Origin of the sequence: Halomonas sp. DP5N14-9 (genome assembly GCF_019802175.1) — a bacterium.
Taxonomy (GTDB): domain Bacteria; phylum Pseudomonadota; class Gammaproteobacteria; order Pseudomonadales; family Halomonadaceae; genus Halomonas; species Halomonas litopenaei.
Map to the genome: position 1 here is coordinate 194,336 of NZ_JAHVHR010000002.1, position 23,565 is coordinate 217,900.

General features: G+C 64.4%; 22 protein-coding genes. 8 read left to right on the plus strand and 14 right to left on the minus strand.

Annotation, left to right across the window (positions count from 1 at the left end; all coding sequences use genetic code 11):
- Positions 1-190 precede the first annotated feature (190 nt).
- The 9 genes from KUW00_RS02445 to KUW00_RS02485 form a co-directional block, all read right to left on the minus strand.
- Complete coding sequence (locus KUW00_RS02445) at positions 191-1,267, minus strand: transporter (protein ID WP_231498461.1); 1,077 nt, start codon at positions 1,265-1,267, stop codon at positions 191-193.
- Between the two features lie 150 nt (positions 1,268-1,417).
- A complete protein-coding gene (locus KUW00_RS02450; protein WP_124802684.1) occupies positions 1,418-2,206 on the minus strand; it encodes a hypothetical protein in 789 nt (262 codons plus the stop codon).
- 69 nt (positions 2,207-2,275) lie between these two features.
- Positions 2,276-2,980, minus strand: coding sequence for a C39 family peptidase (locus KUW00_RS02455; RefSeq protein WP_108131380.1), 705 nt, complete (start codon positions 2,978-2,980; stop codon positions 2,276-2,278).
- 129 nt (positions 2,981-3,109) lie between these two features.
- The gene (locus tag KUW00_RS02460) at positions 3,110-4,261 is read right to left on the minus strand and encodes a hypothetical protein (protein WP_124802686.1); all 1,152 of its coding nucleotides are present in this window, start codon (positions 4,259-4,261) and stop codon (positions 3,110-3,112) included.
- A 75-nt stretch (positions 4,262-4,336) separates the two neighbouring features.
- Positions 4,337-4,978: a hypothetical protein gene (locus tag KUW00_RS02465; protein WP_222568160.1), complete on the minus strand. Its 642-nt coding sequence runs from the start codon at positions 4,976-4,978 to the stop codon at positions 4,337-4,339.
- Between the two features lie 2 nt (positions 4,979-4,980).
- Positions 4,981-5,493, minus strand: a complete 513-nt coding sequence (locus tag KUW00_RS02470; protein WP_222568161.1) for a hypothetical protein — start codon at positions 5,491-5,493, stop codon at positions 4,981-4,983.
- Positions 5,494-5,546: 53 nt separating this feature from the next.
- A complete protein-coding gene (locus KUW00_RS02475; RefSeq protein ID WP_045991026.1) occupies positions 5,547-5,897 on the minus strand; it encodes a hypothetical protein in 351 nt (116 codons plus the stop codon).
- 983 nt (positions 5,898-6,880) lie between these two features.
- On the minus strand, positions 6,881-8,263 hold the full coding sequence (locus KUW00_RS02480) for a sigma-54 interaction domain-containing protein (protein WP_231498460.1): 1,383 nt from the start codon (positions 8,261-8,263) through the stop codon (positions 6,881-6,883).
- Positions 8,264-8,415: 152 nt separating this feature from the next.
- A complete protein-coding gene (locus KUW00_RS02485; RefSeq protein WP_409996275.1) occupies positions 8,416-9,600 on the minus strand; it encodes a GNAT family N-acetyltransferase in 1,185 nt (394 codons plus the stop codon).
- Positions 9,601-9,808: 208 nt separating this feature from the next.
- On the opposite strand from KUW00_RS02485, the gene edd reads away from it, so the two are divergent.
- From edd to KUW00_RS02505, 4 genes are read left to right on the plus strand one after another with little or no spacing between them, the layout of a single operon-like run.
- Positions 9,809-11,698, plus strand: a complete 1,890-nt coding sequence (edd, locus tag KUW00_RS02490) for a phosphogluconate dehydratase (RefSeq protein ID WP_045991024.1) — start codon at positions 9,809-9,811, stop codon at positions 11,696-11,698.
- 8 nt (positions 11,699-11,706) lie between these two features.
- The gene (gene glk / locus KUW00_RS02495; protein ID WP_213227585.1) at positions 11,707-12,675 is read left to right on the plus strand and encodes a glucokinase; all 969 of its coding nucleotides are present in this window, start codon (positions 11,707-11,709) and stop codon (positions 12,673-12,675) included.
- Positions 12,672-13,694, plus strand: coding sequence for a D-hexose-6-phosphate mutarotase (locus tag KUW00_RS02500; RefSeq protein ID WP_222568162.1), 1,023 nt, complete (start codon positions 12,672-12,674; stop codon positions 13,692-13,694). Before glk ends, KUW00_RS02500 begins: the two co-directional genes overlap by 4 nt.
- Positions 13,695-13,712: 18 nt before the next feature.
- Positions 13,713-14,669, plus strand: coding sequence for a carbohydrate kinase family protein (locus KUW00_RS02505; protein WP_222568163.1), 957 nt, complete (start codon positions 13,713-13,715; stop codon positions 14,667-14,669).
- Between the two features lie 51 nt (positions 14,670-14,720).
- On the opposite strand, the gene KUW00_RS02510 is transcribed toward KUW00_RS02505, so the two are convergent.
- From KUW00_RS02510 to zwf, 5 genes are all read right to left on the minus strand, one after another.
- Positions 14,721-15,143, minus strand: a complete 423-nt coding sequence (locus tag KUW00_RS02510; protein WP_222568164.1) for a hypothetical protein — start codon at positions 15,141-15,143, stop codon at positions 14,721-14,723.
- A 36-nt stretch (positions 15,144-15,179) separates the two neighbouring features.
- A complete protein-coding gene (locus KUW00_RS02515; protein ID WP_222568165.1) occupies positions 15,180-15,860 on the minus strand; it encodes an NAD(P)H-binding protein in 681 nt (226 codons plus the stop codon).
- A 196-nt stretch (positions 15,861-16,056) separates the two neighbouring features.
- Positions 16,057-16,719 (minus strand): bifunctional 4-hydroxy-2-oxoglutarate aldolase/2-dehydro-3-deoxy-phosphogluconate aldolase, encoded by a 663-nt coding sequence (locus tag KUW00_RS02520; RefSeq protein ID WP_045991018.1) that lies wholly within the window; start codon positions 16,717-16,719, stop codon positions 16,057-16,059.
- Between the two features lie 18 nt (positions 16,720-16,737).
- Positions 16,738-17,421: a 6-phosphogluconolactonase gene (gene pgl, locus KUW00_RS02525; RefSeq protein ID WP_222568166.1), complete on the minus strand. Its 684-nt coding sequence runs from the start codon at positions 17,419-17,421 to the stop codon at positions 16,738-16,740.
- A 1-nt stretch (position 17,422) separates the two neighbouring features.
- Positions 17,423-18,922, minus strand: a complete 1,500-nt coding sequence (gene zwf / locus KUW00_RS02530) for a glucose-6-phosphate dehydrogenase (protein ID WP_222568167.1) — start codon at positions 18,920-18,922, stop codon at positions 17,423-17,425.
- A gap of 331 nt (positions 18,923-19,253) precedes the next feature.
- Between zwf and KUW00_RS02535 the strand changes: the two genes are divergently transcribed.
- The 4 genes from KUW00_RS02535 to KUW00_RS02550 all read left to right on the plus strand — a co-directional run bounded on the left by KUW00_RS02535 (position 19,254) and on the right by KUW00_RS02550 (position 23,443).
- On the plus strand, positions 19,254-20,111 hold the full coding sequence (locus KUW00_RS02535) for a MurR/RpiR family transcriptional regulator (RefSeq protein ID WP_045991062.1): 858 nt from the start codon (positions 19,254-19,256) through the stop codon (positions 20,109-20,111).
- 115 nt (positions 20,112-20,226) lie between these two features.
- Complete coding sequence (locus KUW00_RS02540) at positions 20,227-21,105, plus strand: putative selenate ABC transporter substrate-binding protein (protein ID WP_181248571.1); 879 nt, start codon at positions 20,227-20,229, stop codon at positions 21,103-21,105.
- The gene (locus tag KUW00_RS02545; protein ID WP_222568168.1) at positions 21,105-21,938 is read left to right on the plus strand and encodes an ATP-binding cassette domain-containing protein; all 834 of its coding nucleotides are present in this window, start codon (positions 21,105-21,107) and stop codon (positions 21,936-21,938) included. Before KUW00_RS02540 ends, KUW00_RS02545 begins: the two co-directional genes overlap by 1 nt.
- Positions 21,935-23,443 (plus strand): ABC transporter permease, encoded by a 1,509-nt coding sequence (locus KUW00_RS02550; RefSeq protein ID WP_222568169.1) that lies wholly within the window; start codon positions 21,935-21,937, stop codon positions 23,441-23,443. The genes KUW00_RS02545 and KUW00_RS02550 overlap by 4 nt, the downstream gene beginning before the upstream one ends.
- Positions 23,444-23,565 lie beyond the last annotated feature (122 nt).

Below are 23,565 nucleotides of genomic sequence, written 5' to 3' on the forward strand. Positions count from 1 at the left end.
AGGTACCGTCGACATTCGATTCGGCGCCTAGTATGCCATCGCCGCCCGGTCGGGGGCGAGTCGCGGGTCGGCCCATGTCACGATGGCCAGGAGAGCGCATCAAGACCAGAGGCACCAACGCAATCGGCCGACCCCGAGGGTCGGCCGACTCACTGGCGAGCGTTCTTGCGCTGGTTAAATGCCAACCGCTCTATAGCTGGAACGGCATACGGAAGGTCAGGCTGATATCCGAGGCGTCATCGGTCATGCCGATGCCCAGGTTGGTGACCACCGAGGTGGAATCGGTCATGGCGTAGGTGCCACCGATATTGAACACCCCGATAGTGGCGTCACTGCCGATAACCTCGGTCTCATTGCCACCTTCCGGAGTAATCTCGGTCTTGCGGATATATTCGTGGGAGTAGGACAACGCCAGACTCAGCCGCTCATTCAAGGCAAAGGCGGTACCGAAGCCTGCGCTGATGCTGTCACCCAGATCCACATCGGCGCGCTGATCACCCTCACCCGCCGAAATATCGTCGAAATCTTCCTCGATATTGTAGGTGTAGCCCAGGTTGGCGAAGACGATGGCCGGGTCCAGAGTCTTGAGTACCGACACCCCGGCAGTCACGCCCCAGACGCCGTTGCCGGTGGGCAATTCCTTGGGAACCGACAGGTTACCGGCGGTATCGGATTGCTCGATTTCGATGCCGTAGGGGTCCTTGCCGGTGGGCGCACGCACCCCCAGACTGACCACCACGTCGGGCCTCTCCACGGTCTCCGGCAGCAGCCGGTAGGACAGGCTCGCCGAGATATCACCTAGCCCGGCTTCATCGACGTCATCCTCCACATTGCGTTCTGTGGAGAACTCACCACCGATGGACTGGATGGTGGTGGTGCGATAGACGAAGGGCACATTGATGCTGGCTTCCAGCCGATCGGTCAGGCCATAACGGGTATTGATATCCAGGGTGGTAATGTGGGTCTCGACATTGTCGAGATTCAGCTCGCCGAGAAAGATGGCGTCCAGTGCCAGAAAGCCGCGTAGTGCCAGGCTATCCCGATCCGAGTAGGTGTAGGTGATCCCGGGTTCGATGGTCAGGCGATCGGAAAACAGCGCGTGCTCCTCGCGGAAAATATCCTGCACGCTGCGCGAGGCCTCCTGGGATTCCAGCGCTTCTTGCTGTTCGGCTCCGACGGTCTGTTGTGCAAGAGCAGGCGCCGCAGCACCGGCCAGTAAAAGGCCCGCCAACGGCGGGCAGAGCGTCCTGTTGATGACGATATTCACGTCGATCTCCTTGTCCCCGAATGAAATCGTTTGTACTTCTTGTCGAGCGTCTACTGCGCCCTTCTGCTCCCCTTCCAGCAGGGTCCCCCGACACTCCTGGTAAAGTGTAGTCAAATTGTGCGTTTACGACGGCCAAATCCTTCATAGCTGTCAACGCAGTGCCGCCGCGGACTTGATGCCGCTGAGCATGCCGGGTACCGCCCTGTCTCCCACCCCGGCCTGGTTACCCATATACAGCTGCAGCCGGGTCAGGTTGCGCACCTGCTGCATGTTGCTGGAGAGCTGGATCGCCTGATTCAGCCCGCCGCCGGGTACAATGGCCTGACTGATGCTGCCCATACCCGGAATGTCCACGGATACGCTCATGTTGTTGCCGACGGCGGATACCGCGATGGTACTGCCGGCGATGGAGCGGGTCAGATTGCCGCTGGTGTCCGGGCTCACTCCACCGAAGCTCGAGGCGTCCATGACATCGATGACCAGGTCATTGGCGGCGACGTTGAAGTCCCCCCCCGCCTGGATCGACTGCACCACGCCGGAGGCGTTGGCGGTGCCCCGATCGACTATCGTTGCACCGTTGCCAAGACTTGCCAGACCCGCGGCGCTCTCCACCACGGTAATGGTGGGCTGGAAGCTCACCGTGGGTTGGCCTCGACTCAGATCACCCAGCATCTGCGCCCCGGCAGATAGATGATCCCCCGCCGCGGTGCGCCATTCGCTGACCATCTGCACCCCGAAAAACATCAGGCGCCCCTTATCGGCGAAGCGCCCGCGCTGTTGTCCCAGTTCACTGTCGGATAGCTGACGCGCCTCGCTGAAACCCTCGAAGCGGTCAAAGTCGGTGGTGGCAGCCAACGCTGCCGGTGCGCCCAGAGCCAACGACAATGCCAACAGCATTGCCCAGTATTTCAGCCCTGGTCCCCTGTCATGTCCCATCATGGTGTTGCCCCCTGATCGACGGCGCCTTCCTGCTCGCCGCTGAGCCTTGCCGAAAGAGCGTTATCGTTATCAGAACAGTTCAGCGTGACGGAAACCGAAGTCGATCATCTGCTCGCGTGAGACGGGCGAAAACACGTCCTTCATTCGATGCGCCGTCAAAGGCTGGCGCGGATCGAGCAAGGCGGTATAGCGATCGAAGCCGTCGCCCACCACCGCGAAGATGATATTGTTCCAGGCGGCCATGAATTCGTCCCGGGACATCACCCGGTTGCCCAACGCCGGATCACCGATATAGACGCGATCTGCGCTGGCCTTCTTCATGACCACGAAGTGTTTGTAGCCGTTGAGGTCCAGTAGGACGATCACCGGAATCGAGACGTCATCCAGGGTCTCGGCGTCGACTTCATAGCCGCGCCCGCGTAGGCCCAGGGTCTCGACATAGTTCTTCAGATCCAGCAGGGAGAAGCCCTGCTGCTGTACCAGCTCCAGGTCGGCTACCTCCAGCATCCCCGCCAGCACGTCGTGCTCGGTGGTGTCGGGACGTTGGTAGGCGTACTTGAGCAGGGTGGCCAGCGAAGCGGCACCACAGGAAAAGTCGGTGCGCTGCTCGACCAGATTCTCGTAGCGACGCTCACGGATGGACTGCACGTCCTTGTTGATCACCGTCCCCGGCACGATCCCTCCCAGGCGAATGGTGGCAGCCTGGGTGTTGCCGAGTGGTAGTGCGAGGCCGATGGCCAGTGCCGCGGCCAGCGGCCAGCGTGGCAGTGTCATGACCTGTCCCCCGTATCCAGATGGTGAGTGTCGTATTGGCCAGCTTCTTGGTGAGCTTTGGCGGTCGTGTCTTGTTGGAAAAATCCCCGACCCAGATGGGCCGGGGAAGTACCGATTGGATCGAACGGATTACTGCGCTTCGCCCGCGCCACCGCCGGTGGCTGCGCCGCCCATGCTGGAAGCAATCGACAGCGAGTTGCGCTGCATGTTGCCGGTGCCGGAGGCGATGTTGACGCCGATGTTGCCGGTGGCGCCGCGCAGGGCATTGCCGCTCAGAGTGGCAGTATTTTCCTGGTAGACCAGCACTTCATTGAAGGAGCTGCTGGAACCGGAAGCGGTGCCGGCCAGGCCAATCAGACCAGCCTCGACGAAGCCGAGAGAACCGCCTTCTTCACCCTCGAAACGACCGTCGTTGCCATCCGGGCCCTGGTCGTCGAAGTCAGCATGGCCCCACAGGGACTCGCCGCCGGGGTGGCTGTCGCCGCCCTGCCAGATTTCCGGATAGACGTCGTTGGTCTGCTCCCAGTTGCCCTCGTAGCTACCGACACCGCCACCGATGTAGCCACCGCCCAGTACCACGCCGGCGCTGAACTCGGAGCCGCTTTCCAGGGTCACGACCTGTCCTGCGGTGGTGGTGCTGTTGTTGTAGCTGGCCTGGACGCCGCCGGTGGTGGCGTCGGCGCTGCCGCTGGCGGTGTTGACGGCTGCCGCCAGGCTGTTGTGCTGGGCGTTGCCGATACCGGCCGCGACGTTGACGCCGATGTTGCCGCTGGCGTTACGCAGGGCGTTGCCACCCATCAGGGCAGTGTTCGGGCTGCCGGTGATGCCAGTCATGTTGTTGGAGGTGGACTGGAAGGAGAAGGAGGCCGCCTGGCCGAACACGGTGGCCGCGTCGGAAGATGACAGCGCGGCGTCGTTGGCCTGCTGGTTGTTGTCACCGGCGGCCACGTTGGCACCGATATTACCGGCAGCACCCTGCAGGGCATTGCCGCCCAGGGTCGCGTCATTGGTGGTCAGGTCTTGCGTGGCATAGTTGTTGTCGCTGAACTGCTTGCTGTCCACGGTGGCGCCGGAGTAGTTGTCATCTGTAACCAGGGCTCCACCGAGCGCACCCAGCCGCTTGTAGGTGTGGGAATCGTTCTTGATATGAACGTCGTAGCGGTTGTTGACGTCGGAATCCATGTAGGAATCGGTGTCAAAGCTGTTGTCCGCCAGTGCCGCCGGTGCGACCAGAAGTGCAGAGATGGCCAGAGCGAGCGGTGCTTTTTCGAAAGTTTTCATGATCGTTCTCCTGAATGAACCGTACTGTCTTTTCACTGCTTTTATTGACGTCACTCGTTGTCTTCCACGCTTGCTCTATTGGTTGAAGCGATAGCTGAAGCTGTTGCGAGTGGCGTTCCCCGTGCCGGCTGACTGGTTGACCTGAATCACTCCTCTGGCGCCCCCGAAGGTACTCTCATCGATCTCGAGATTCCGGATGGCGCTGTCGGAGCCATTGCTGCTCGACCCATTCAGCCCCTGCCTTGGTGCCAGCACCTGTTGCAGACTGTCGTCGCTCAGGCCGCTGACCGTGCTCCCCAGAGCCATGCCGAAGCTGTTGCTCTGAAGGTTGCCTATCCCCGCCGCCTGGTTGACGGACATCCACCCGGAGGCTCCACTAAAGGCGCCCTCCCTGATGGCGGTGCCCACCTCCATGCCGGCGAGTCGTTCGTCGATGCGCACCTGCTGCACCAGACGATTGTTGATGGTGGCGCCGTCACCGATGGCCAGGGCGCCGCTGTTGGACTGCAGATTCTGGTTGCCCGCGGCCTGGTTGGCCGCCGCGACACCACTGACACCGCTAAGCGCCTGTCCGCTGATCACGCTGCTGCTGCGCAGGCCGCTGAGGTCCTGGCCCTGGGCCGGGTCCGGGCTCACCATCACCAGCCCGAAGGCGGCGGTGAGCACCAGGCTGCGAGTCAGCCGTACCGGCACGCATGAAGGCTTGAAGATCCGCATGATCAGCGCCTCCCGCCGGTCAGGGGCGCCAGCGCGCCGCTCACGGTATTGGCGATACCCGAGGTCGCCCCGATCACGCTGCCACCGGCTGCCGATCCGCCACCGACCGAGGTCGCTACCCGATTGCTGCTGCCCAGGGGTCCGGTGCCGAGATTGGCGCCGGTACCCAGGGCCCGGTGCATCTGACTCATGCCGCGGCCTACGCCGGCGGAGATACTGGCCGCCCGGGTGTCATCGAGCATGATCGCGGAGACTCCACCCATGCGGGTGTGAACGCTGCCGGTGGCGCTGCGTGCCATGTTGCTGCTGTGCATCAGGTCGGCACGGCCACGAATCGGCCCGCTTTCGCGATTGACGTAGCCGAATGGCGCAGTCTCGACCTCTCGCAGCATGATTATCTCGCCGGGCTGGACGCCGGGGCGAAGATCGGCGCCGAGGCTCTGGTCGGTCCCCACACCGACCAGGCCCACCGCTACTACCGCTGCAGCCAGGGCCAGACGCCACTGGCACGTCACGGCGTTCCCGCTTCCCCCTTGCCCTTCTTTGTGCTTCAGGTGTCCCATGGTGATCACCAGTCCCGTTGCGTAGTGACGTTGGCGCTCTGACGGTTGTTCAGCCCGTTGGCTGCGCGATGGCTGCTGTCGTCGCCCCCGCCTCCGGCACCTCGTCCCGGCCGTTCGTCCCAGAGGATGACGCCGTCGGCGTCGATTCCCTGCTCCGGCACGAAGCGGCCTCGAATTGTGTCCAGCGCCCCGTCATTGACGAGGTGCTGCTCCCCGGGAGCGCCGAACACCTGCTGCTCGTCGAGCATCGCGGTGTCCGATCGGGCCGACATGGATCCGGTGGCGGCCAGCGCCACACCGATCGCGATGGACGCGCCAAGGACTAGGGTCCGGCTGTTTGCGATCGTCTGGTTCATGTCGGCGTCTCCTCGGGTCCTGTTCCCGTTGCAGTGTTTCTCCTGCACAAAGAACAGAGCAATCGCCGTGCCAACTTATAATCTGTTGATTTATAGGAATTTTTATTTTTGTGCGAAATGAAGAGTGTTAAGCGGATGAAACAACGCACCTTCAGCCGATGAGAAAAAACAGCACAAAACATCGTCAACTATCTGTTTTGTCGGTGGTTTTCCAAAAAGTACCGTTACTGGTACAGCACAGAACTGAGCGATAGCGACAAACAGGCAAAGCGACGCTGCCAGCCTGGCACTATCGTGCTGAAGGGCCCGCGAGGCGGGGGTTTCAGAAGAAACAGCAAAAAAATGTGGCAGGGTGTGTTCAAGGACGACATTCGCGTTACGAGGGAAGCCGGCACCTTGTACGGATGGGGGAGAAATGTCAGAAATCGCATGATTGAGCACAGTTAAACCTGGCCCATCAACAAGCAATATACTGATATAAAAGGTGTTTTTTAGACATTCACCACTTCAACACTGTCCTTCTGGCCAATGTTTCAACAAAGCAACACTTTTGCGCCAGGCCCATTTTTCGGGAGCACGAAGCATCAGCTTCGTCCGCATAGCGTCGACATCTTGCCGCGATCTCTCAACGTCGCTAACCGACTTCTGATGTCAGAGCGCAGATACCTGGGTGATAGAAAGACGCAGATACCTGGGTGATAGAAAGACGCAGATACCAGGGTGATAGAAGGACGCAGATGCCAGGGTGATAGCAGAGCGCAGATAGCAGAGCGATAGAAGCACACGGTTACCAGAGCGCGGGAACCCGGATGCAAAAAGCCCCGCTTGCAGCGGGGCTATTCAAGAGTGGTTTGCCGAGAGGTCATATAGCCGAGAGGTCATATAGCCGAGATGTCATAAAGAGGGAGGAGAGCGCTGCGAGGAGAGACCTGCCGATAACGCCTCTTCACTATCGCTCGAACAGAATCAATGACACCAGGCCGTCAGGAAAAGGCGGCCTCCTGGGGAGGCGTACGTGAAATACCGTGCTTGTCGAGCAACCGATAGATGGTCACCCGGGAGACGCCAAGTTCCTTGGCGGCGGCGTTGACCCGGTACTTGTTGCGCCCCAGTGCCGAGAGCAGCGCATCACGCTCGGCTTCCTCGCGAACCTCTTCAAGCGTTATCTGGTGGCGGTTCAAGCCACGCCGTTCGATGCCGAGGTCCTCGGGCTGGATCAGACGGTTTTCGCACATCACCATGGCCCGGCGAACCCGGTTGATCAGCTCGCGGACGTTGCCGGGCCAATGGTAGCGCTGCATCACCGACAGCGCCTCTCGGGAAAAGCCTTTCAGACAGGAGGCCTTCTCGCAGGAGAAGCGCTCGAAGAAGAAACGCGCCAGGATCTCGATATCTTCCGAGTGCTCGCGCAAGGCAGGTACCTGCACCTGGAGCACATTGAGCCGGTGATAGAGATCCTCCCGAAAGCGCCCCTCCTTCACCGCCAGTTCGAGATTGACGTGGGTCGCGGCGACGATACGCACGTCCACCGGAATATCCTCGAGCCCACCGACGCGCTGGATACAGCGCATCTCCAGAAAGCGCAGCAGGTTGACCTGAAGCTCCAGCGGCAGGTCGCCGATCTCGTCGAGGAACAGGGTGCCACCGTCGGCCGCCTCGATACGACCGATCTTGCGTTGCGAGGCACCGGTGAAAGCGCCCTTCTCGTGGCCGAACAGCTCTGACTGAATCAAATGCTCGGGCAGGGCGCCGCAATTGATGGCGTGAAAGGGCTGGCGCGAACGCGTGGAGCGCTCGTGGATGGCCTGAGCCGTCAGCTCCTTGCCGGTACCGGACTCACCGCTGATGAACACCGGGGCATCGACCACCGCCACCTTGCGGATGGTCTTGAACAGGTTCCACATCACCGGCGTCGTACCGACGAACTCGTACTCGCTGTCTTCGGCGGCGGCCGACATGCGCTGTTCTTCACGGTCGCGCTGCTGCAGCATCGACAGTTCCGCAGCGTGCTCCATCAGGATCGACAGGCGTAGCAGATCCACCTGGGGCGACACCAGGGAGTGGCTCAGGTGGGCCATGATGCGACGCATCTCGGGATCGTCACACTGATCCGAGGTGCCGACCGCGATCCAGGGCCTTTCGCTTTTCAGGATCAGCGGTTCCAGATGGCGCAGGTCCTGACAGGACAGGTCCTCCAGTACCATGATGCCGACCCGGCAAGGGTCATCAGGCTGCAAGCGGCAATCCGACAGCGGCGACACCAGCGGATGCATCTGCCAGCCACTCGACTGCAATCCCTCCAGCAGGTGGCCGGCACGACCACCGGGGTCGCCGATCCACCAACTGCAACGTTGCTTGACGTCCATCGCCTGTCCCCTGAACCCAACCGCCCGCAGACACCAGCAACGATCGGACTGTCGCGCCAGCGCGACTACGAACCCGACCGCCCTCGATCCATCTGCGCCTGCGTAATGTAATCGTTATCTCACATGAGTATCGGTTGAATCATAGCACCGTATTACGCTCTACCTCGAAACGGTAGTCCACGGTGGGCCGCCGCCACATACAGTTCGAGCTGTCGGGCTTCCTCTTGACAAAATCGCGCTACCGCATCGTTGAGGCGGGGATCATTGACATGATGCAAGGACGTCAGCCGGCGGGGGACGAAGCCCCGGGACACCTTGTGCTCACCCTGGGTTCCGGGGTCAAAGCAGTCGAGGCCTCGCGCAAGGCAGTGCTCGATACCCTGGTAGTAACAGGCCTCGAAGTGCAAACAGTCGGCCAGCACCTCGCTGCCCCAGTAGCGACCGTAGAGGGTTCGAGTTCCCTGAAGGCAGAGCGCGGCGGCCACCGGGCGGCCTTCAACAAAAGCTTGAACAAGCACAAGGTTTTCCGGCATATGACGGCGAAGCCGCTGAAAAAATACCTCGCTTAGATATCCTGTCGTACCTCTTTCGAAATAGGTGATGCGATAGCAGCGAAAGAAGTGGCGGATCGCCGCTTCGTCGATCTCGCTGCCCTCGAGGCGCCGCAGTTCGATGCCCTGGTCGGCGACACGGCGACGCTCGCGTCTTACTTCCTTGCGCCGTTTCGATGTCATCGCCGCCAGGAATCCCTCGAAGTCGCCAAAGCCCTCGTCTCGCCATTGAAACTGCACGCCGCTTCGGGCGATCAGGCCCGGACAGGCCTGTCGCCAGGCGGCCACCTCCGAGTCCTCGGCAAACAGCAGATGCCAGCCCGATAGCCCGGGGTCGTCTTGCCACTGGCTCGCCAGCATGGCCATGACGGTCTGCTCGTCTTCACCTTCTGCCAGTGCCAGGCGCGGGCCTGGCGCCGGGGTGAAGGGGATCGCGCTCACCGCCTTGGGGTAGTAGCGTCCCCCGGCACGCTCCCAGGCATCCGCCCAGCTCCAGTCGAACACGTACTCGCCCCAGGAGTGTTCCTTGAGGTAGTACGGCAGCAGGCCTACCAGTCGCGCCCCTCGCCACAGCGTCAGATGTCGAGGCTGCCAACCGGTGCCCTCCCCCACCGCACCGGTGGCCTCCAGCGCATCGAGAAATTCGTGACGGGCAAAGGGGTGGTCCGGGTCCACCAGGGCGTTCCAGTGCTCGGCCGGCACCTCGGCGACGGTCTCCAGGCACTTGACCGAAAGACCTTCTTCGGCGTGGCCGCCCTGTTCTTGCTGCGGGGATGATGGCGTCACAACCCACTCCTTGCGCTTTGCGATTCAGCCACAGAGTGCCAGACTTTGGAGGTGCTCGTCGCCGAGATCGTCGAAGGCGGCGACCACCGGCCACTCCCTGTAAAAAAACTACATATTCGACCAAAGCACTCGGTCAAGGGGGAGGAAATTGGCTTTTTATTTGGTAAAGTTACGTACCTGACCCGCATCAACACGTCTGAGGTTGACCATGGCTAGCCAGCAAGCTTCTTCGCTCGATCCCACCGTCGCCCGCGTCACCGAGCGCATCCGTGAGCGCTCCCGGCAAAGGCGCGCCCTCTACGAAGAGCGCATGGAGGCCCAGCATCGTCGCGGCGTCCATCGCTCCGAACTGTCCTGCGGCAACCTCGCCCACGGCTTTGCCGCGTGCGGTAGCGAGGACAAGAATCAGCTCAAGCTGATGAATAGCGCCAACCTTGGCATCATCTCGTCGTACAACGACATGCTGTCGGCGCACCAGCCGTTCGAGACCTTTCCCGAGGTGATTCGCGAAAGCGCCCGTCAGATGGGCTCTACCGCCCAGTTCGCCGGCGGTGTGCCGGCCATGTGCGACGGCGTCACCCAGGGCCAGCCGGGCATGGAGCTGTCGCTGTTCTCCCGCGACGTCATCGCCATGGCCACCGCCGTGGGCCTGTCGCACAACATGTTCGACGCCGCCCTCTATCTTGGCGTGTGCGACAAGATCGTGCCGGGCTTGTTCATCGGCGCGGCGCGCTTCGGCCACCTGCCGACTACCTTCATCCCGGCCGGGCCCATGCCCAGCGGCCTGCCCAACAAGGAAAAGGCCCGCGTCCGTCAGCTGTTCGCCGAGGGCAAGGTCGGCCGTGACGAGCTGCTGGAAGCCGAGTCCGAGAGCTACCACAGCCCCGGTACCTGCACCTTCTACGGCACCGCCAACTCCAACCAGCTGATGATGGAGTTCATGGGGCTGCACCTGCCGGGCGCTTCCTTCGTCAACCCCGGTACCGACATGCGCGAAGCGCTGACTCGCTTCGCCACCGAACAGACGATCCGCAATACCGAGCCCGGCGGCGACTACCGTCCGTTCTATCGCCAGATCGACGAGCGTGCCATCGTCAACGCCATGGTCGGCCTGCTGGCCTCCGGCGGCTCCACCAACCACACCATGCACCTGGTGGCCATGGCCGCGGCGGCGGGTATCACCATCAACTGGGATGACTTCTCGGAGCTGTCCTCCGCGGTGCCCAGCCTGACCCGGGTCTATCCCAACGGCCAGGCCGATATCAACCACTTCCAGGCCGCCGGCGGCATGAGCCTGCTGATCCGGGAGCTGCTCGGTGCGGGCCTGATCCACGGCGACATCCCGACGATATTCGGCACCGACCTGACCGCCTACACCCAGGAGCCCTTCCTCGAGGATGGCAAGCTGGTGTGGCGCGAAGGCCCCCTGGAGAGCCTCGACCCGGACGTGCTGCGCCCGGTATCCAACGCCTTTGCCGCCACCGGTGGCCTCAACGTGCTCGAGGGTAATCTCGGCCGTGGCGTCATCAAGGTGTCGGCGGTAGAGGCTCAGCACCGGGTCGTCGAGGCGCCGATCAAGATCTTCGAGGAACAGAACGACCTCAAGGCCGCCTTCGACGCCGGCGATCTCGACCGTGACGTCATCGTGGTGGTGCGCTTCCAGGGCCCCAAGGCCAATGGCATGCCCGAACTGCACAAGCTGACCCCCTACCTGGGCGTCCTGCAGGATCGCGGCTACAAGGTTGCCCTGGTCACCGACGGGCGCATGTCCGGTGCCTCGGGCAAGGTACCTGCGGCCATCCACATGACCCCGGAGGCGCTGGACGGTGGCCCGCTGGCCAGGCTGCGTGATGGCGATGTGGTGCGCCTGGACGCCGACAAGGGCGAGCTGTCTGTCGTGCTCAGCGACGCCGAATGGCGGGATCGTCCCAAGCGCGTGGCCGAACTGGACCACTACCATGTGGGTCTGGGTCGCGAGCTGTTCGGCGGCTACCGTCACCTGGCCATGGGCGCCGAGGAAGGCGCCGGCGTCTTCGGTGGCTTCGAGGCCGACGACCTCGAGCGCCAGCAGGGACAGATCCACGACGAGGACGCCTGAGTTCGCCCATGACACGCCAAGCGCTGATCGGGGACATCGGCGGCACCAACGCACGCTTCGCGCTGGTGTCGCCGGGCAAGACTGCCCCCCACGACATCCTGACCCTGCCCTGTGCCGACTATCCCGGCGTGGTGGAAGCTGCCCGTGACTACCTCGAGCGGGTGGGCGCCAGCGGCGAGAAGGCCCCGCGGGAGGCGTGCCTGGCGTTCGCCTGTCCGGTGCACGCCGAACGGGTCAGCATGTCCAACAATCACTGGAGCTTCCTGAAGGGCGAGGTCAAGCGTGACCTTGCCCTGGATGACTTCAAGGTCATCAACGACTTCATGGCTCAGGCGCTCGGCGTCCCCCACGTCGATTCGCATGATCTGGTCAGCATCCAGACCGGCGAGGCCGAAGGGCACGCCGCTCGACTGGTCATCGGACCGGGCACTGGCCTCGGCATGGCTGGCCTCTTCCCGGCACGGCGCGCCTGGGTGCCACTGCCCAACGAGGGTGGCCATGCCAGCTTCGCGCCCACCGACGAACAGGAGCTCGAGATCTATCGACGCCTCCACCGTCGCTATGGCCGGGTCAGTGTGGAACGCATCCTGTGCGGCCAGGGCCTGCTCGACCTTTACCGAGTACTGGCCGAGATCGATGGTCTGGAGGCCAGCGCCACCACGCCGGCTCAGGTCACCGAGGCCGCCAACCGCGGCGACCCTCTGGGGCGTGATACCATTCTGCGCTTTCTCAAGATCCTCGGCGACGTGGCGGGCGACGCTGCGCTGACCCTGGGTGCGAGAGGCGGCGTCTACCTGTGTGGTGGCATCGTGCCACGGCTGATCGACTGGCTGCCTCACAGTGGGTTTCTCAGCGCCTTCTGCAACAAGGGAAGGATGCGCCCTTACAACGAAGCCATCTCCATCCAGGTGGTCACGGCCCCGTGGACGGGGCTGCTGGGCGCCGCCGAGGCGCTCCACAACGAGGAGGTCGAATGATTCCGGCAACGCTCAAGACACGTATCGACGAGGTAGAGGGCCAGGGGCACATCCACTGGGCCGGCCGCGACATCTGGGTGGCCAACGAGAGCTGGGGCCAGCTGGCGATCTCGTTGCAGGGCGCCCAGGTGCTTCACTTTCTACCCGCGCCCGACGCCGCGCGAGCCGCAGGCGCATCTCCCGCGTCCGACCCCACGCGAGCCGCAGGCGCTTCTCCCGCGCCCGACCCCACGCAAGCCGCAGGCGCTTCACCCGCCAAAGCCACCGTCGATAGCGGTGCGGATGATCCGCTGGTGCCCGCTGGCTGGCTGTGGGTGACCCCAACGCCCCAGGACGTGCCGGGTGCGATTCGTGGCGGCATCCCCCTGTGCTGGCCGTGGTTCGCCGACGAGAACACCGCCGACGAGTCCCCCGACCGCTCCGGCCCGATGCACGGCCCGGCGCGCAAGGCCGACTGGCAACTGGACGCGGTGGACGAGCACGAAGACGGCGTCGAGGTGCACCTGTCACTGCCACAGCGCCTGCACAGCCAGTTGCATCCCCGTGCGGTGGTCCAGGCCAACGCCCAGCGTCTGCACGTGGAGCTGATCACCGAGCACCTGGGCGAGACGCCGGTGAAGATGACCGCCGCCCTGCACAGCTATCTGGCAGTGGATCAGGTCTTCGCCTGCCGCGTCGAAGGCCTCGTCGGGGCCCGCTACCTGGACAAGCTCAAGGGCTTCGCCGAGAGCGAGCAGGTGGGTGAGCTCGGGGTCCGTGAAGGCGTCGATCGTATCTATCATTCCAACGCCGAGGTGGTGCTCGACGACGGCCAGCGCCGCCTGCGAGTCGCTCGCCAGAACAGCGACTCGGTGGTGGTGTGGAATCCCGGCGAGACACCCAACCCGGACACTCCGCTGGACGCCGCCCGCCGTTTTCTGTGCGTCGAGTCCGCCAACACCCGCCTCGACCCGGTGTGGCTGGTACCCGGCGCCCAGCATATGCTCGGCACCACCCTGTCGCTGGCCGACAACCACTGATCGACGAGGAATCCCGCCATGACCCCCGTGATCGCCTTTGGTGAAGCCCTGGTCGACATGCTCTCCAGTCGTCTCGGTGATGACGCCGAGGGACCAGAGACCTTCACCCCCTACGCCGGTGGCGCGCCGGCCAACGTGGCCGTGGCCTGTGCGCGACTGGGACTGACCAGTCGCTTTCTCGGCATGCTGGGCGACGACCACTTCGGCGACTTCCTGGCCCGTGAGCTCGAGCACCACGGCGTCGACGTCTCCGGCGTATCACGCACCCGCGAGGCCCGCACCGCCCTGGCCTTCGTCTCCCGCGACGCAGACGGCGAGCGCACCTTCGACTTCTATCGTCCTCCCGCCGCCGACCTGTTGTATCGCACCGAGCATCTGCCCCATGGAGTGTTCAGCGAGCCCGCCATCGTCCACCTGTGCAGCAACAGCCTTACGGACGATGCCATCGCCGCCACCTCCCTGGCGATCACCGAGATGGCCTCCCGGGCAGGCTGTCTGGTCAGCGTCGATGCCAACCTGCGTCACAACCTCTGGCCCGAGCACAGCATCGACGTCGGCCTGGTCACCCGCCTGCTCGACCAGGCCGACCTGATCAAGCTGTCCACCGATGAACTCGACGCCCTGCGGGGTGACCACCCGCGTGACGACTGGCTGGCCGAACGCCTGGCCGCCGGTGCTCGCCTGATCGTGATCACCGATGGTCCCGGTGCGGTCGCCGCCCACACCACCCAAGGCGTCAAGCGCATGACACCGCCGCCGGTCAAGGCGGTCGATACCACCGCCGGTGGCGATGCCTTTATCGGCGGTCTGCTGGCGGCTCTGGCCGACCACGACTGGCAGCGCCCCAACTGGCAGCACGACGAGGCCTTCGTCGAACGCGCCCTGACCCTGGCCTGTCGCTGCGGCGCCCACGCGGTGACGCGCCCCGGCGCCTACGCGGCCCTGCCGCGCCGCGAAGACGTGATCGACAGCTGACATCACGACAACCTCGGGTGACCCGAAAGTCCCCCGCCGCCATGCCAGGGCTTATCGCCTCCCCGCCCTGGCATGGCGCCAGCGATTGACCAGCCTGTGGACGATCAGCGGCAGAAAGATGGCAGCCACCGCGCCGCCCTGGAACCAGGCCAGACGATAAGGGTGCGCCCATGCGCCCGAGTGTCCAGTCAGGATCCCCGTGAAGGTCAGCACGATGGCCGCGGTGATCGTTGCCGCCAACCACTCGAGCCTGACCCAGCGCCGCGACCAGCGGTACACCACGACTCCTTCGACCAGCGACAGCAACCCAACCCCCCACGAGTGGTAGCCCAGGGTCATCCCCCAGGACACACCACCCCGATACTCCCTGCCCAGGTAATCGGCGATCTCATGACCGACGCTGTACCCCACGACCAGAAGCAGAAAGCGCAGTCCTGGTAGTCCAAGCACGCGGTAAAGCAATCGTAGGTTCATTGACGGCTTGTTCCATCATTGCGTTGACGGCTTGCGTCAGGCCAGGTCTCTGGCCTGCACCAGATGCCTTCCGGCTGGCGCGCTGATGGCGCCCTGCACCAGCGCCTCGGCGATGCGGGCCACCGGACTCGGTCGCCACTGGCGCGGCAGCAGCGGACGCAGACCGCGAGAAAGCGCGAGCCCCAGGCGCTCGGCGTGGCGCACCTCGGCGCGCTCGCCGTCGATCAGGCCCGGCCTGACCAGAGTCAGGCTCGGGTAGTCGAGTTTGATCATTGCGGCTTCCAGTTCGCCCTTGACCCGGGAATAGAAGAAGCGCGAGCCGCGATCGGCGCCCAGTGCCGAGTTCAAGGCAAAACGCTCGGCACCGGCGGCTCTGGCGTGGCGGGCAAACCACAGCGGCAACTCGAGATCCACACGTCGAAAGGCCTCTCGCGAGCCGGCGGCCTTGAGGGTGGTGCCCAGTGCGCAGATCACGCCATCCGCCTTCCACCACTCGTCATTCCCCGCCAGCGCCTGTGCATCACCTCGTCCAGTCTTGTCCGGTCGCAGTGACTCCAGATCGGCGAAATCGACGACCCGGGCGGCTAGCCTTGGGTGCTCCAGCGTCAGCGGTCGGCGTACCGGCGCCCGCACCTCGGTGACGTCGGGATGGGCCAATGCCTGGCGCAGCACCTCGCTACCCACCAACCCCGTCGCGCCCAGTATCAACAGTTTCATAGGTTTTCTCCGCTCGCTCAGGCAACCATCATCCCATGGCGGCGGATAAAAAAAATCCGGCCAGAGGCCGGATCAAGGACAGCACCAGCTGTCGAGAGAGCACATGGATAGGCATGACGCCCTTCCGGTGCAGAGAGCTCAGGAATCATGACGAAGCGGCCAGCGCCGCTTCGTCATCGAGCATTCGGTGATGGCTTCAGTGATGGAAACGGTCCGCGGCTTCCTTGGCCAGGGCGCGGATGGCGTCCCAGTCACCGGCGTCGACCAGCGACTTCGGGGTCAGCCAGGAGCCGCCCACGCACATGACGTTAGGCAGCGCCAGGTACTCGGAGGCGTTGCCCAGGTTGATGCCGCCGGTGGGGCAGAAGCGAGCCTCGCCAATGGGGCCGGCGAAGGCCTTGAGCGCCTTGACGCCACCGCTGGCTTCGGCCGGGAAGAACTTGAAGCGACGATAGCCGTACTGCCAGCCGGTCATCAGCTCGGAGATGGTGGCCACCCCCGGCAACATCGGTACCGGGCTCTCGACGCCGTAACGGTAAAGCGCCTCGGTGGCGCCCGGGGTCACCACGAAGTCGGCACCGGCCTGCTCGACCTGACGATACTGGGCAGGTGTCAGCACGGTACCGGCGGCGATGCTGGCCTGGGGCAGCTCCTTCTTCAGCCGGGCGATGGCCTCGATCGCGCAGTCGGTGCGCAGGGTCACCTCGAGCACGCTGAGACCACCTTCGACCAGGGCGCGGCCCATGGGCACGGCGTCCTCGATGCGATCGATGACGATCACCGGGATCACCTCGGCCTTCAGGCAGATGCTGTCGAGCTCGGTGGTGCGGGTAGACGGAAGCTGTTTTTCAATGGTCATGAGCGTGGCTCCAGGAAATCAGGGCGCCCAGTAGACGGCCAGCGGGCAGCTAAGAAAGGCACGAATGGGCAGTTCACGTACGTTGTCACCGGCCATGGCGCTTCCCAGCACGGCGCGCTTGTCGTCACCGGTCAGGTGCAGGTAATGGCGGCGGGCATGGTGCAGGCGCTCGGCGCTCAGGGTAATGCGCGCCTGGGGCTGGCTCGGTGTGCGCACCGCCACCACATGGGCATCGGTGCTCAGTGCCAGGTCCAGTTCGCGACTGTCAGGAAATAGTGAGGCGGTATGGCCATCGCCGCCCATCCCCAGGATGACTACCGATGCCGGCCAGGACAGGCCCGTCAGTCGCTGGGCGACCTCGTCGGTGCCTTCCTCGGGGGTATCGTGTTCGGTGGTGAGCGGGATAAAGGTGGCCGCCTCGGCCCGGTTGATCAGCAGGTGCTTCCTGACCAGCCGGGCGTTGGAATCGTCGGCCTCGGCAGCGACCCAGCGCTCGTCGGCCAGGGTCACGTCGACCCGATCCCAGGGCAGTGTTTCCCGGGACAGTGCCTCGAAGAACGGCACTGGGGTGGAGCCGCCGGACACGATCAGCAGGGCGCGATCCTGGGACGACAGATCCTCGCGCAGCGCCGTGGCCACGGTCTGCGCCAGCTGGTGCGCCAGTTGCTCTCGGGGGGACGGAGAAAGTTGCTCGCTGCTCATGTCAGTAGTCCTCGTACCAGCTGCGTCCGTCCTGGGTGATCATGGCGATGGAGGCCACCGGTCCCCAGGAGCCTGCCGGATAGCGGCGCGGCGGCTCGTCACGATCCTGCCAGGTAGCGATCAGCTCGTCGCACCAGTGCCAGGCATGCTCGACCTCGTCACGCCGAACGAACAGGTACTGCTGGCCCTTCATGACTTCGAGCAGCAGACGCTCGTAGGCGTCGGGGATACGTGCCTTGGGGAAGGCGCTGTTGAAGTCCAGGTGCAGCGGGCCACGGCGCAGGCGCATGCCCTTGTCGAGACCACTGTCCTTGGTCAGCACCTCGAGGCGGATACCTTCCTCCGGCTGCAGCCGGATGATCAGCTTGTTGGCGGCCAGCGCCCGCTGATCCGGGTCGAAGATATAGTGCGGCTGCTGACGGAAGTGGATCACGATCTGTGACAGCTTCTCGGGCATGCGCTTGCCGGTACGCAGGTAGAAGGGCACGCCGGCCCAGCGCCAGTTGGACACCTCGGTCTTCATCGCCACGAAGGTCTCGGTATGGCTGCGGGTATTGGCGCCTTCTTCCTCGAGATAGCCGGGCACGCTGGTGCCGTCGCTGGTGCCGGCGGTGTACTGTCCGCGCACCACGTCACGTCCGATCATGTCGTCGGTGAATGGCTTGAGCGCCTTGAGCACCTTGACCTTCTCGTCGCGGATGGCGTCGGCGTCGAGGTTGGCCGGCGGGTCCATGGCGATCAGGCAGACCAGCTGCAGCAGGTGGTTCTGGACCATGTCCCTGAGCTGGCCAGCCTCGTCGAAGTAGCCCCAGCGGCCCTCGATGCCGACCTTCTCGGCCACCGTGATCTCCACGTGGGAAATATGGTTCTGGTTCCACTGGGTTCCGAACAGCGGATTGGCAAAGCGCAGCGCGATCAGGTTCTGCACCGTCTCCTTGCCCAGGTAGTGGTCGATACGATAGACCCGTGACTCGGGGAACACCGCCCCCACCGCATCGTTGACCTCCCGCGACGACTCCAGGTCGTAGCCGATCGGCTTCTCCACCACCACGCGGCTTTGCTCGTCCAGGCTGCCACTGGCCTCGAGGTGGCGGCAGATATCGCCATACAGGCTCGCCCCCACCGCCAGATAGACCACCAACGGGCGCTGCTGACCGCCCTGCTCACGCCACTCGGCGATGGCGCCATAGCCTTCCACCGTGGTGAAGTCCACCGACAGGAAGGACAGGCGATCGAGGAAACGGGCGACCACCTTGTCATCGAGCTCGCTCGACTTGACGTATTCCTTCAAGGCGCCATGGATGCGCTCGCGGAAGGCCTCCTGGTCGATGTCCTGACGCGCCAGGCCCAGCAGCCGGGTGTCGTCATGCAAGAGTCCCTCGCGGTCCAGCTGGTAGAGCGCCGGGAACAGCTTGCGGCGAGACAGGTCGCCCAGGGCGCCGAACAACGCCAGATCGATGTCGGTACGCTCGGCGTCACCGGATCGGGTGTGTCGTGTCATAACCGTCCTCGTTTGGTGGTAGACCCCTGGATATCGCAGAAGGCTATCGAGCGAGATGTGTCCTGCTTACCGTCAGGGTATCTAAGTTTACAAAAAAATGGTCAACTTTCGACGGCCAGATTGAAAAATATTTTGTAAACTTACACAAAATATCCCGCTGGCGCGCTTATACGTTGGATGTAGATCGGTGGAGCGCTAGGATAGCCGCCAATACGTAGTTAAATCACCACATCCCCAGAGAGAATTGTCTCGGGTACCCCAATAAATGCGCCGCTGCCCGCGCACCACCGCGCAGTTGCCCGCGCCTTTCGTCACGGAGCCGACCTCGACCATGGTTCGCCACGACCTTATCGAACGCATTCGCACCCGCCTCGACGAGCTCAACCGCTCCGAGCGCAAGGTCGCCGACGTCATTCTGGCCGACCCCGCCGCCGCAACCGGCATGAGTATCGCCAGTTTGGCTCAAGCTGCCTCGGTCAGCGAACCCACCGTCAATCGCTTCTGCCGAAATTTCGAGGCCAAGGGCTATCCCGACTTCAAGATCCAGCTGGCCCAGAGCCTGGCCGGCGGCACCCCCTATGTGAGCCAGGCGGTGGAACCCGATGACGGTGCCGAGGCCTACAGCGGCAAAATCTTCGGCGCCACCATCGCGGCGCTGGACCTCGCCAGTCGGGAGGTCGCTCCCGAGCGCATCGAGCGCATGGTCGACTACCTGATCCAGGCCAAGCAGATCCACTTCTTCGGACTCGGTGCCTCCGGCGCGGTGGCCCAGGACGCCCAGCACAAGTTCTTTCGCTTCAACCTGCCGGTCAGCGCCTACATCGACGTACTGATGCAACGCATGGTCGCCTCGGCCTGCCACACCGGAGACGTGGTGGTGGTACTGTCCTATACCGGGCGCACCCGGGAACTGGTCGACATCGCCGCCCTGGCCCGTGAAAACGGTGCCGTGGTGCTCGGTATCACCGCGCCGGACTCACCTTTGTCGCGCCAGTGCACCGAAACCCTTGCGGTCAGCGCGCCCGAAGACACCGACCACTACATGCCGATGACCTCACGCATGGTACAGCTTGCGCTGATCGACGTGCTGGCCACCGGCGTCACCCTGCGTCGCGGCGAGGACTTCCTGCACCACCTCAAGAAGATCAAGGACAGCCTGCGCAGCACAAGGTACAGCGTCGACGAGTGACAACAACGACAGGCCCGCTCCACGGCTTGCCTCCTTAGCGTATTGGCACAACAATAGCGGCCTGTCTTGCGTCCCTGTCCGCACGCCGCCATCCACACCATTGCCAGGAAGCCTCATGCGATCACTGCCATCCCTGACCTCTGTTCTGACCGTCTTGAGCCTGGGGCTGTTCAGCCTGCCGACGCTGGCCGACCAGACCGAGACCTTCCGCTTCACCGCCATCCCCGACGAGGACGAATCGCGTCTGGTGGAGCGCTTCTCGCGGGTGGCCGACTATCTGTCCGAGACGCTCGAGGTCGAGGTCGAGTACGTGCCGGTGAAGTCCTACGGTGCGGCGGTCACCGCCTTCCGCAACGACCAGGTTCAGCTGGCCTGGTTCGGCGGTCTGTCCGGTGTCCAGGCCCGTCGTCTGGTGCCCGGTTCCCAGGCGCTGGCCCAGGGCGTCGAGGATGCGGCCTTCGAGAGCTATTTCATCGCCCACTCCAGCACCGGACTCGAGGCCGCCGACCAGCTGCCCGAAGAGATCGAGGGCAAGACCTTCACCTTTGGCGCCAAGACCTCCACTTCCGGTCGCCTGATGCCGGAGCACTACCTGCGCGAGCGCTTCGACGCCGCGCCGGAAGAGCTGTTCTCACGGGTCGGCTTCTCCGGTGATCACTCACGCACCATCGCCCTGGTCGAGGCCGGCACCTACGAGCTGGGCGCGGTCAACTTCAAGGTGTGGGACGCGGCGCTGGAAAATGGCGATGTCGACACCGACAAGGTCAGCGTGATCTGGTCTACCCCGAGCTACCCGGACTACCAGTGGACCCTGCGCGGCGACGCCGATGAGGCCTTCGGCGAAGGCTTTACCGACAGGGTTCGCCAGGCACTGCTCGAGATGGAAGATCCCGAACTGCTGGAGAGCTTCCCGCGTTCCGGCTTCATTCCCGCCGACAACAGCATGTACGCCCCCATCGAGACGGTCGCCGAGAGCCTCGGCCTGCTGCGCTGATGGACGATGGCCAACGTCAGGTCACCGGCGGCCGGGACAACGGCCACGGTGACTTCCCGACACTGATCCTCGGCGGGGTCGACCTGGGCCACGCCGACCATACGGTGCTGTATGACGTCCACCTTCGCCTTGCGCCCGGCGAACGCGTCGCCCTGCTCGGGGAAAGCGGCGTCGGCAAGTCCACCCTGCTGGCGGAGCTGCGCCGCCGTCTTGGCCGCCACGCCGCCTGGTGTCCCCAGTACCACGGCCTGGTGCCTCAGCTATCGGTCTACCATAACGTCTACATGGGCAGGCTGGAGCGCCACTCGGCGCTGGTCAACCTGTGGAACCTGGTCAGGCCGCTGCGCCAGGCCTGGGAAGATGTCGCAAGTCTGTGCGCTGAACTAGGGCTCGAAGGCGCCATCAGGCGCCCGGTAGGTCGGCTGTCGGGTGGCCAGCGCCAGCGGGTCGCCATCGCCCGTGCGCTCTATCAGCGCCGCCAGGTCTTTCTCGGTGACGAGCCGGTCGCCAGCGTCGACCCCCACCAGGCCATGGCGCTGCTCGATCGAATCGATGCCCAGCACGCTACCACGGTGATGGCGCTGCACCAGCGCGAGCTGGCGCTGAGCCACTTCGATCGCGTCTGGGGACTGGCCGGCGGTCGCGTGGTGCTCGACGCGCGCAGCCAAGATCTAAGCCTCGATGATCTCGACGCGCTCTACCCCAGTGCGTCACGCACGGCCTCCTCTCCCGCTGCTCCCAGCCCTGCCCGCGACGACAACAGTGATTCGCCGGCCGAGGCCAGCGCTCGCCTCGCCTCGCACCAGCCCGGCGAGGAGCAGGCACGGCCGTGAGCGCCGCGCAAGCGACACGCCCAGGCCTGTTGGCCGGCGACGGTATCGGTGCCCGCCTGGCACGCCACAGCCTGTGGCTGGTGGTGCTGGCTGTCCTGGCGATTCCGCTGGCCGACCTCGAAGTATTGAGCCGCGATCCCTGGGGCGAACTCGGACGCATGGCAATGGGCCTGGCGCTGCCTGACTTCGGCGCCATCGAGACGCCCCTGCAGGCCATCGGCCTGACCATTGCGGTGGCCTTCTGGGGCACCTTGGCCGGCGTGGTGCTGGGGCTGCCCCTGGCGCTGGTCTACGCCCGCTCACGCCTGGTGCGCGCGGCCAGTGCCGCGGTGCGGGCGGTACATGAGCTGTTCTGGGCGCTGCTGTTCCTGCAGGTGTTCGGGTTGTCCGCGCTGACCGCCCTGGCGGCCCTGGCGATCCCCTACGCCGGCATCTTCGCCAAGGTCTACGCCGAGATCCTCGAGCAGACACCACAGGCGCCCCAGGCGGCGCTGCCCGAGGGTACCGGGCGCCTTGCCCGGCTGGCCTATACCGAGCTGCCCCAGGCCTTCGCCCAACTGGCCGCCTACACCCGCTACCGCTTCGAGTGCGCGCTCAGAAGCAGCGTGCTGCTGGGTTTTGTCGGTCTGCCGACGCTGGGCTACCAGCTCGAGAGCGCCTTTCGCGAGGGTCGCTACTTCGAGGCCGGCGCCCTGCTGTGGGCCTTTTACCTGCTGATCGCCACCCTGCCCTGGTGGGCCCATCGGCGCCTGCTGCTGCCGCTGGGGCTGGCCAGCGTGTGGTTGCTGGGTCCCTGGCCCGAGATCGACCCAGGCCTGTTATGGCGTTTCGTCAGCGTAGACATCTGGCCCCGCGCCCTGCTTGAGGGCGACATCGGCGGTGTGCTCCGCTGGCTGGCCGAACTGCCCGACCTCGTCGGCGCGGTGGCCAATACCCTGCTGCTGGGGCTGCTCGGCACCGTCGGCGCCCTGCTGCTCGCCCTGGTGCTGTGGCCCCTGGCCTCGCGCCACTTCGGCAATCGCGTCAGCCAGGGAATCGGCCAGGGTGTGCTGATCTTTCTGCGCTCGACCCCGGAGCTGATGCTGGCCTTCGTCTTCCTGTTGCTGTTGGGGCCATCGCTGCTGCCGGCCTGGCTGGCCCTGGCGCTGCATAACGGCGCCCTGATCGCCTTTCTTGTATGTCGCCACGCCCAGGCCATCGAGCCCGGCATGCCGGGACTCCCGGCCTCGGGACGGCTGGCCTACGAGCTGTTGCCGCGGCTGTACCCGGGCATGCTGGCGCTGGTCTATTACCGCGCCGAGGTGATCCTGCGCGAAAGCGCCCTGCTCGGCATGCTTGGGGTCGCCACCCTCGGCGACAATATCGATGACGCCTTCCAGACCTTGATGTTCGACGTGGCCTTCGCCCTGCTGGTGATTACCGCCCTGCTCAATATCGCCGTCGACGCCCTGGCCCGCCGTCTGAGGCCCTGTGAGCCGCCCATGGAAGACCCCTGCCTGCGCTGAAGGGAAGACCCCTGCCTGCGCTGAAGGGAAGACCCCTGCCTGCGCAGAAGACAAGACGCCTTGAAGGGCGGCACATGCGCTTTATCCGGCTCATCCTGACGCCAGGACCAATGCCTCAAAAC

Coding starts and splice junctions, on each gene's coding strand:
- KUW00_RS02450 (WP_124802684.1), bottom strand. CDS start 2,206: ATGATGGGACATGACAGGGGACCAGGGCTGAAATACTGGGCAATGCTG.
- KUW00_RS02455 (WP_108131380.1), bottom strand. CDS start 2,980: ATGACACTGCCACGCTGGCCGCTGGCCGCGGCACTGGCCATCGGCCTC.
- KUW00_RS02460 (WP_124802686.1), bottom strand. CDS start 4,261: ATGAAAACTTTCGAAAAAGCACCGCTCGCTCTGGCCATCTCTGCACTT.
- KUW00_RS02465 (WP_222568160.1), bottom strand. CDS start 4,978: ATGCGGATCTTCAAGCCTTCATGCGTGCCGGTACGGCTGACTCGCAGC.
- KUW00_RS02475 (WP_045991026.1), bottom strand. CDS start 5,897: ATGAACCAGACGATCGCAAACAGCCGGACCCTAGTCCTTGGCGCGTCC.
- KUW00_RS02480 (WP_231498460.1), bottom strand. CDS start 8,263: ATGGACGTCAAGCAACGTTGCAGTTGGTGGATCGGCGACCCCGGTGGT.
- edd (WP_045991024.1), top strand. CDS start 9,809: ATGGCTAGCCAGCAAGCTTCTTCGCTCGATCCCACCGTCGCCCGCGTC.
- glk (WP_213227585.1), top strand. CDS start 11,707: ATGACACGCCAAGCGCTGATCGGGGACATCGGCGGCACCAACGCACGC.
- KUW00_RS02500 (WP_222568162.1), top strand. CDS start 12,672: ATGATTCCGGCAACGCTCAAGACACGTATCGACGAGGTAGAGGGCCAG.
- KUW00_RS02505 (WP_222568163.1), top strand. CDS start 13,713: ATGACCCCCGTGATCGCCTTTGGTGAAGCCCTGGTCGACATGCTCTCC.
- KUW00_RS02510 (WP_222568164.1), bottom strand. CDS start 15,143: ATGAACCTACGATTGCTTTACCGCGTGCTTGGACTACCAGGACTGCGC.
- KUW00_RS02515 (WP_222568165.1), bottom strand. CDS start 15,860: ATGAAACTGTTGATACTGGGCGCGACGGGGTTGGTGGGTAGCGAGGTG.
- KUW00_RS02520 (WP_045991018.1), bottom strand. CDS start 16,719: ATGACCATTGAAAAACAGCTTCCGTCTACCCGCACCACCGAGCTCGAC.
- pgl (WP_222568166.1), bottom strand. CDS start 17,421: ATGAGCAGCGAGCAACTTTCTCCGTCCCCCCGAGAGCAACTGGCGCAC.
- zwf (WP_222568167.1), bottom strand. CDS start 18,922: ATGACACGACACACCCGATCCGGTGACGCCGAGCGTACCGACATCGAT.
- KUW00_RS02535 (WP_045991062.1), top strand. CDS start 19,254: ATGGTTCGCCACGACCTTATCGAACGCATTCGCACCCGCCTCGACGAG.
- KUW00_RS02540 (WP_181248571.1), top strand. CDS start 20,227: ATGCGATCACTGCCATCCCTGACCTCTGTTCTGACCGTCTTGAGCCTG.
- KUW00_RS02545 (WP_222568168.1), top strand. CDS start 21,105: ATGGACGATGGCCAACGTCAGGTCACCGGCGGCCGGGACAACGGCCAC.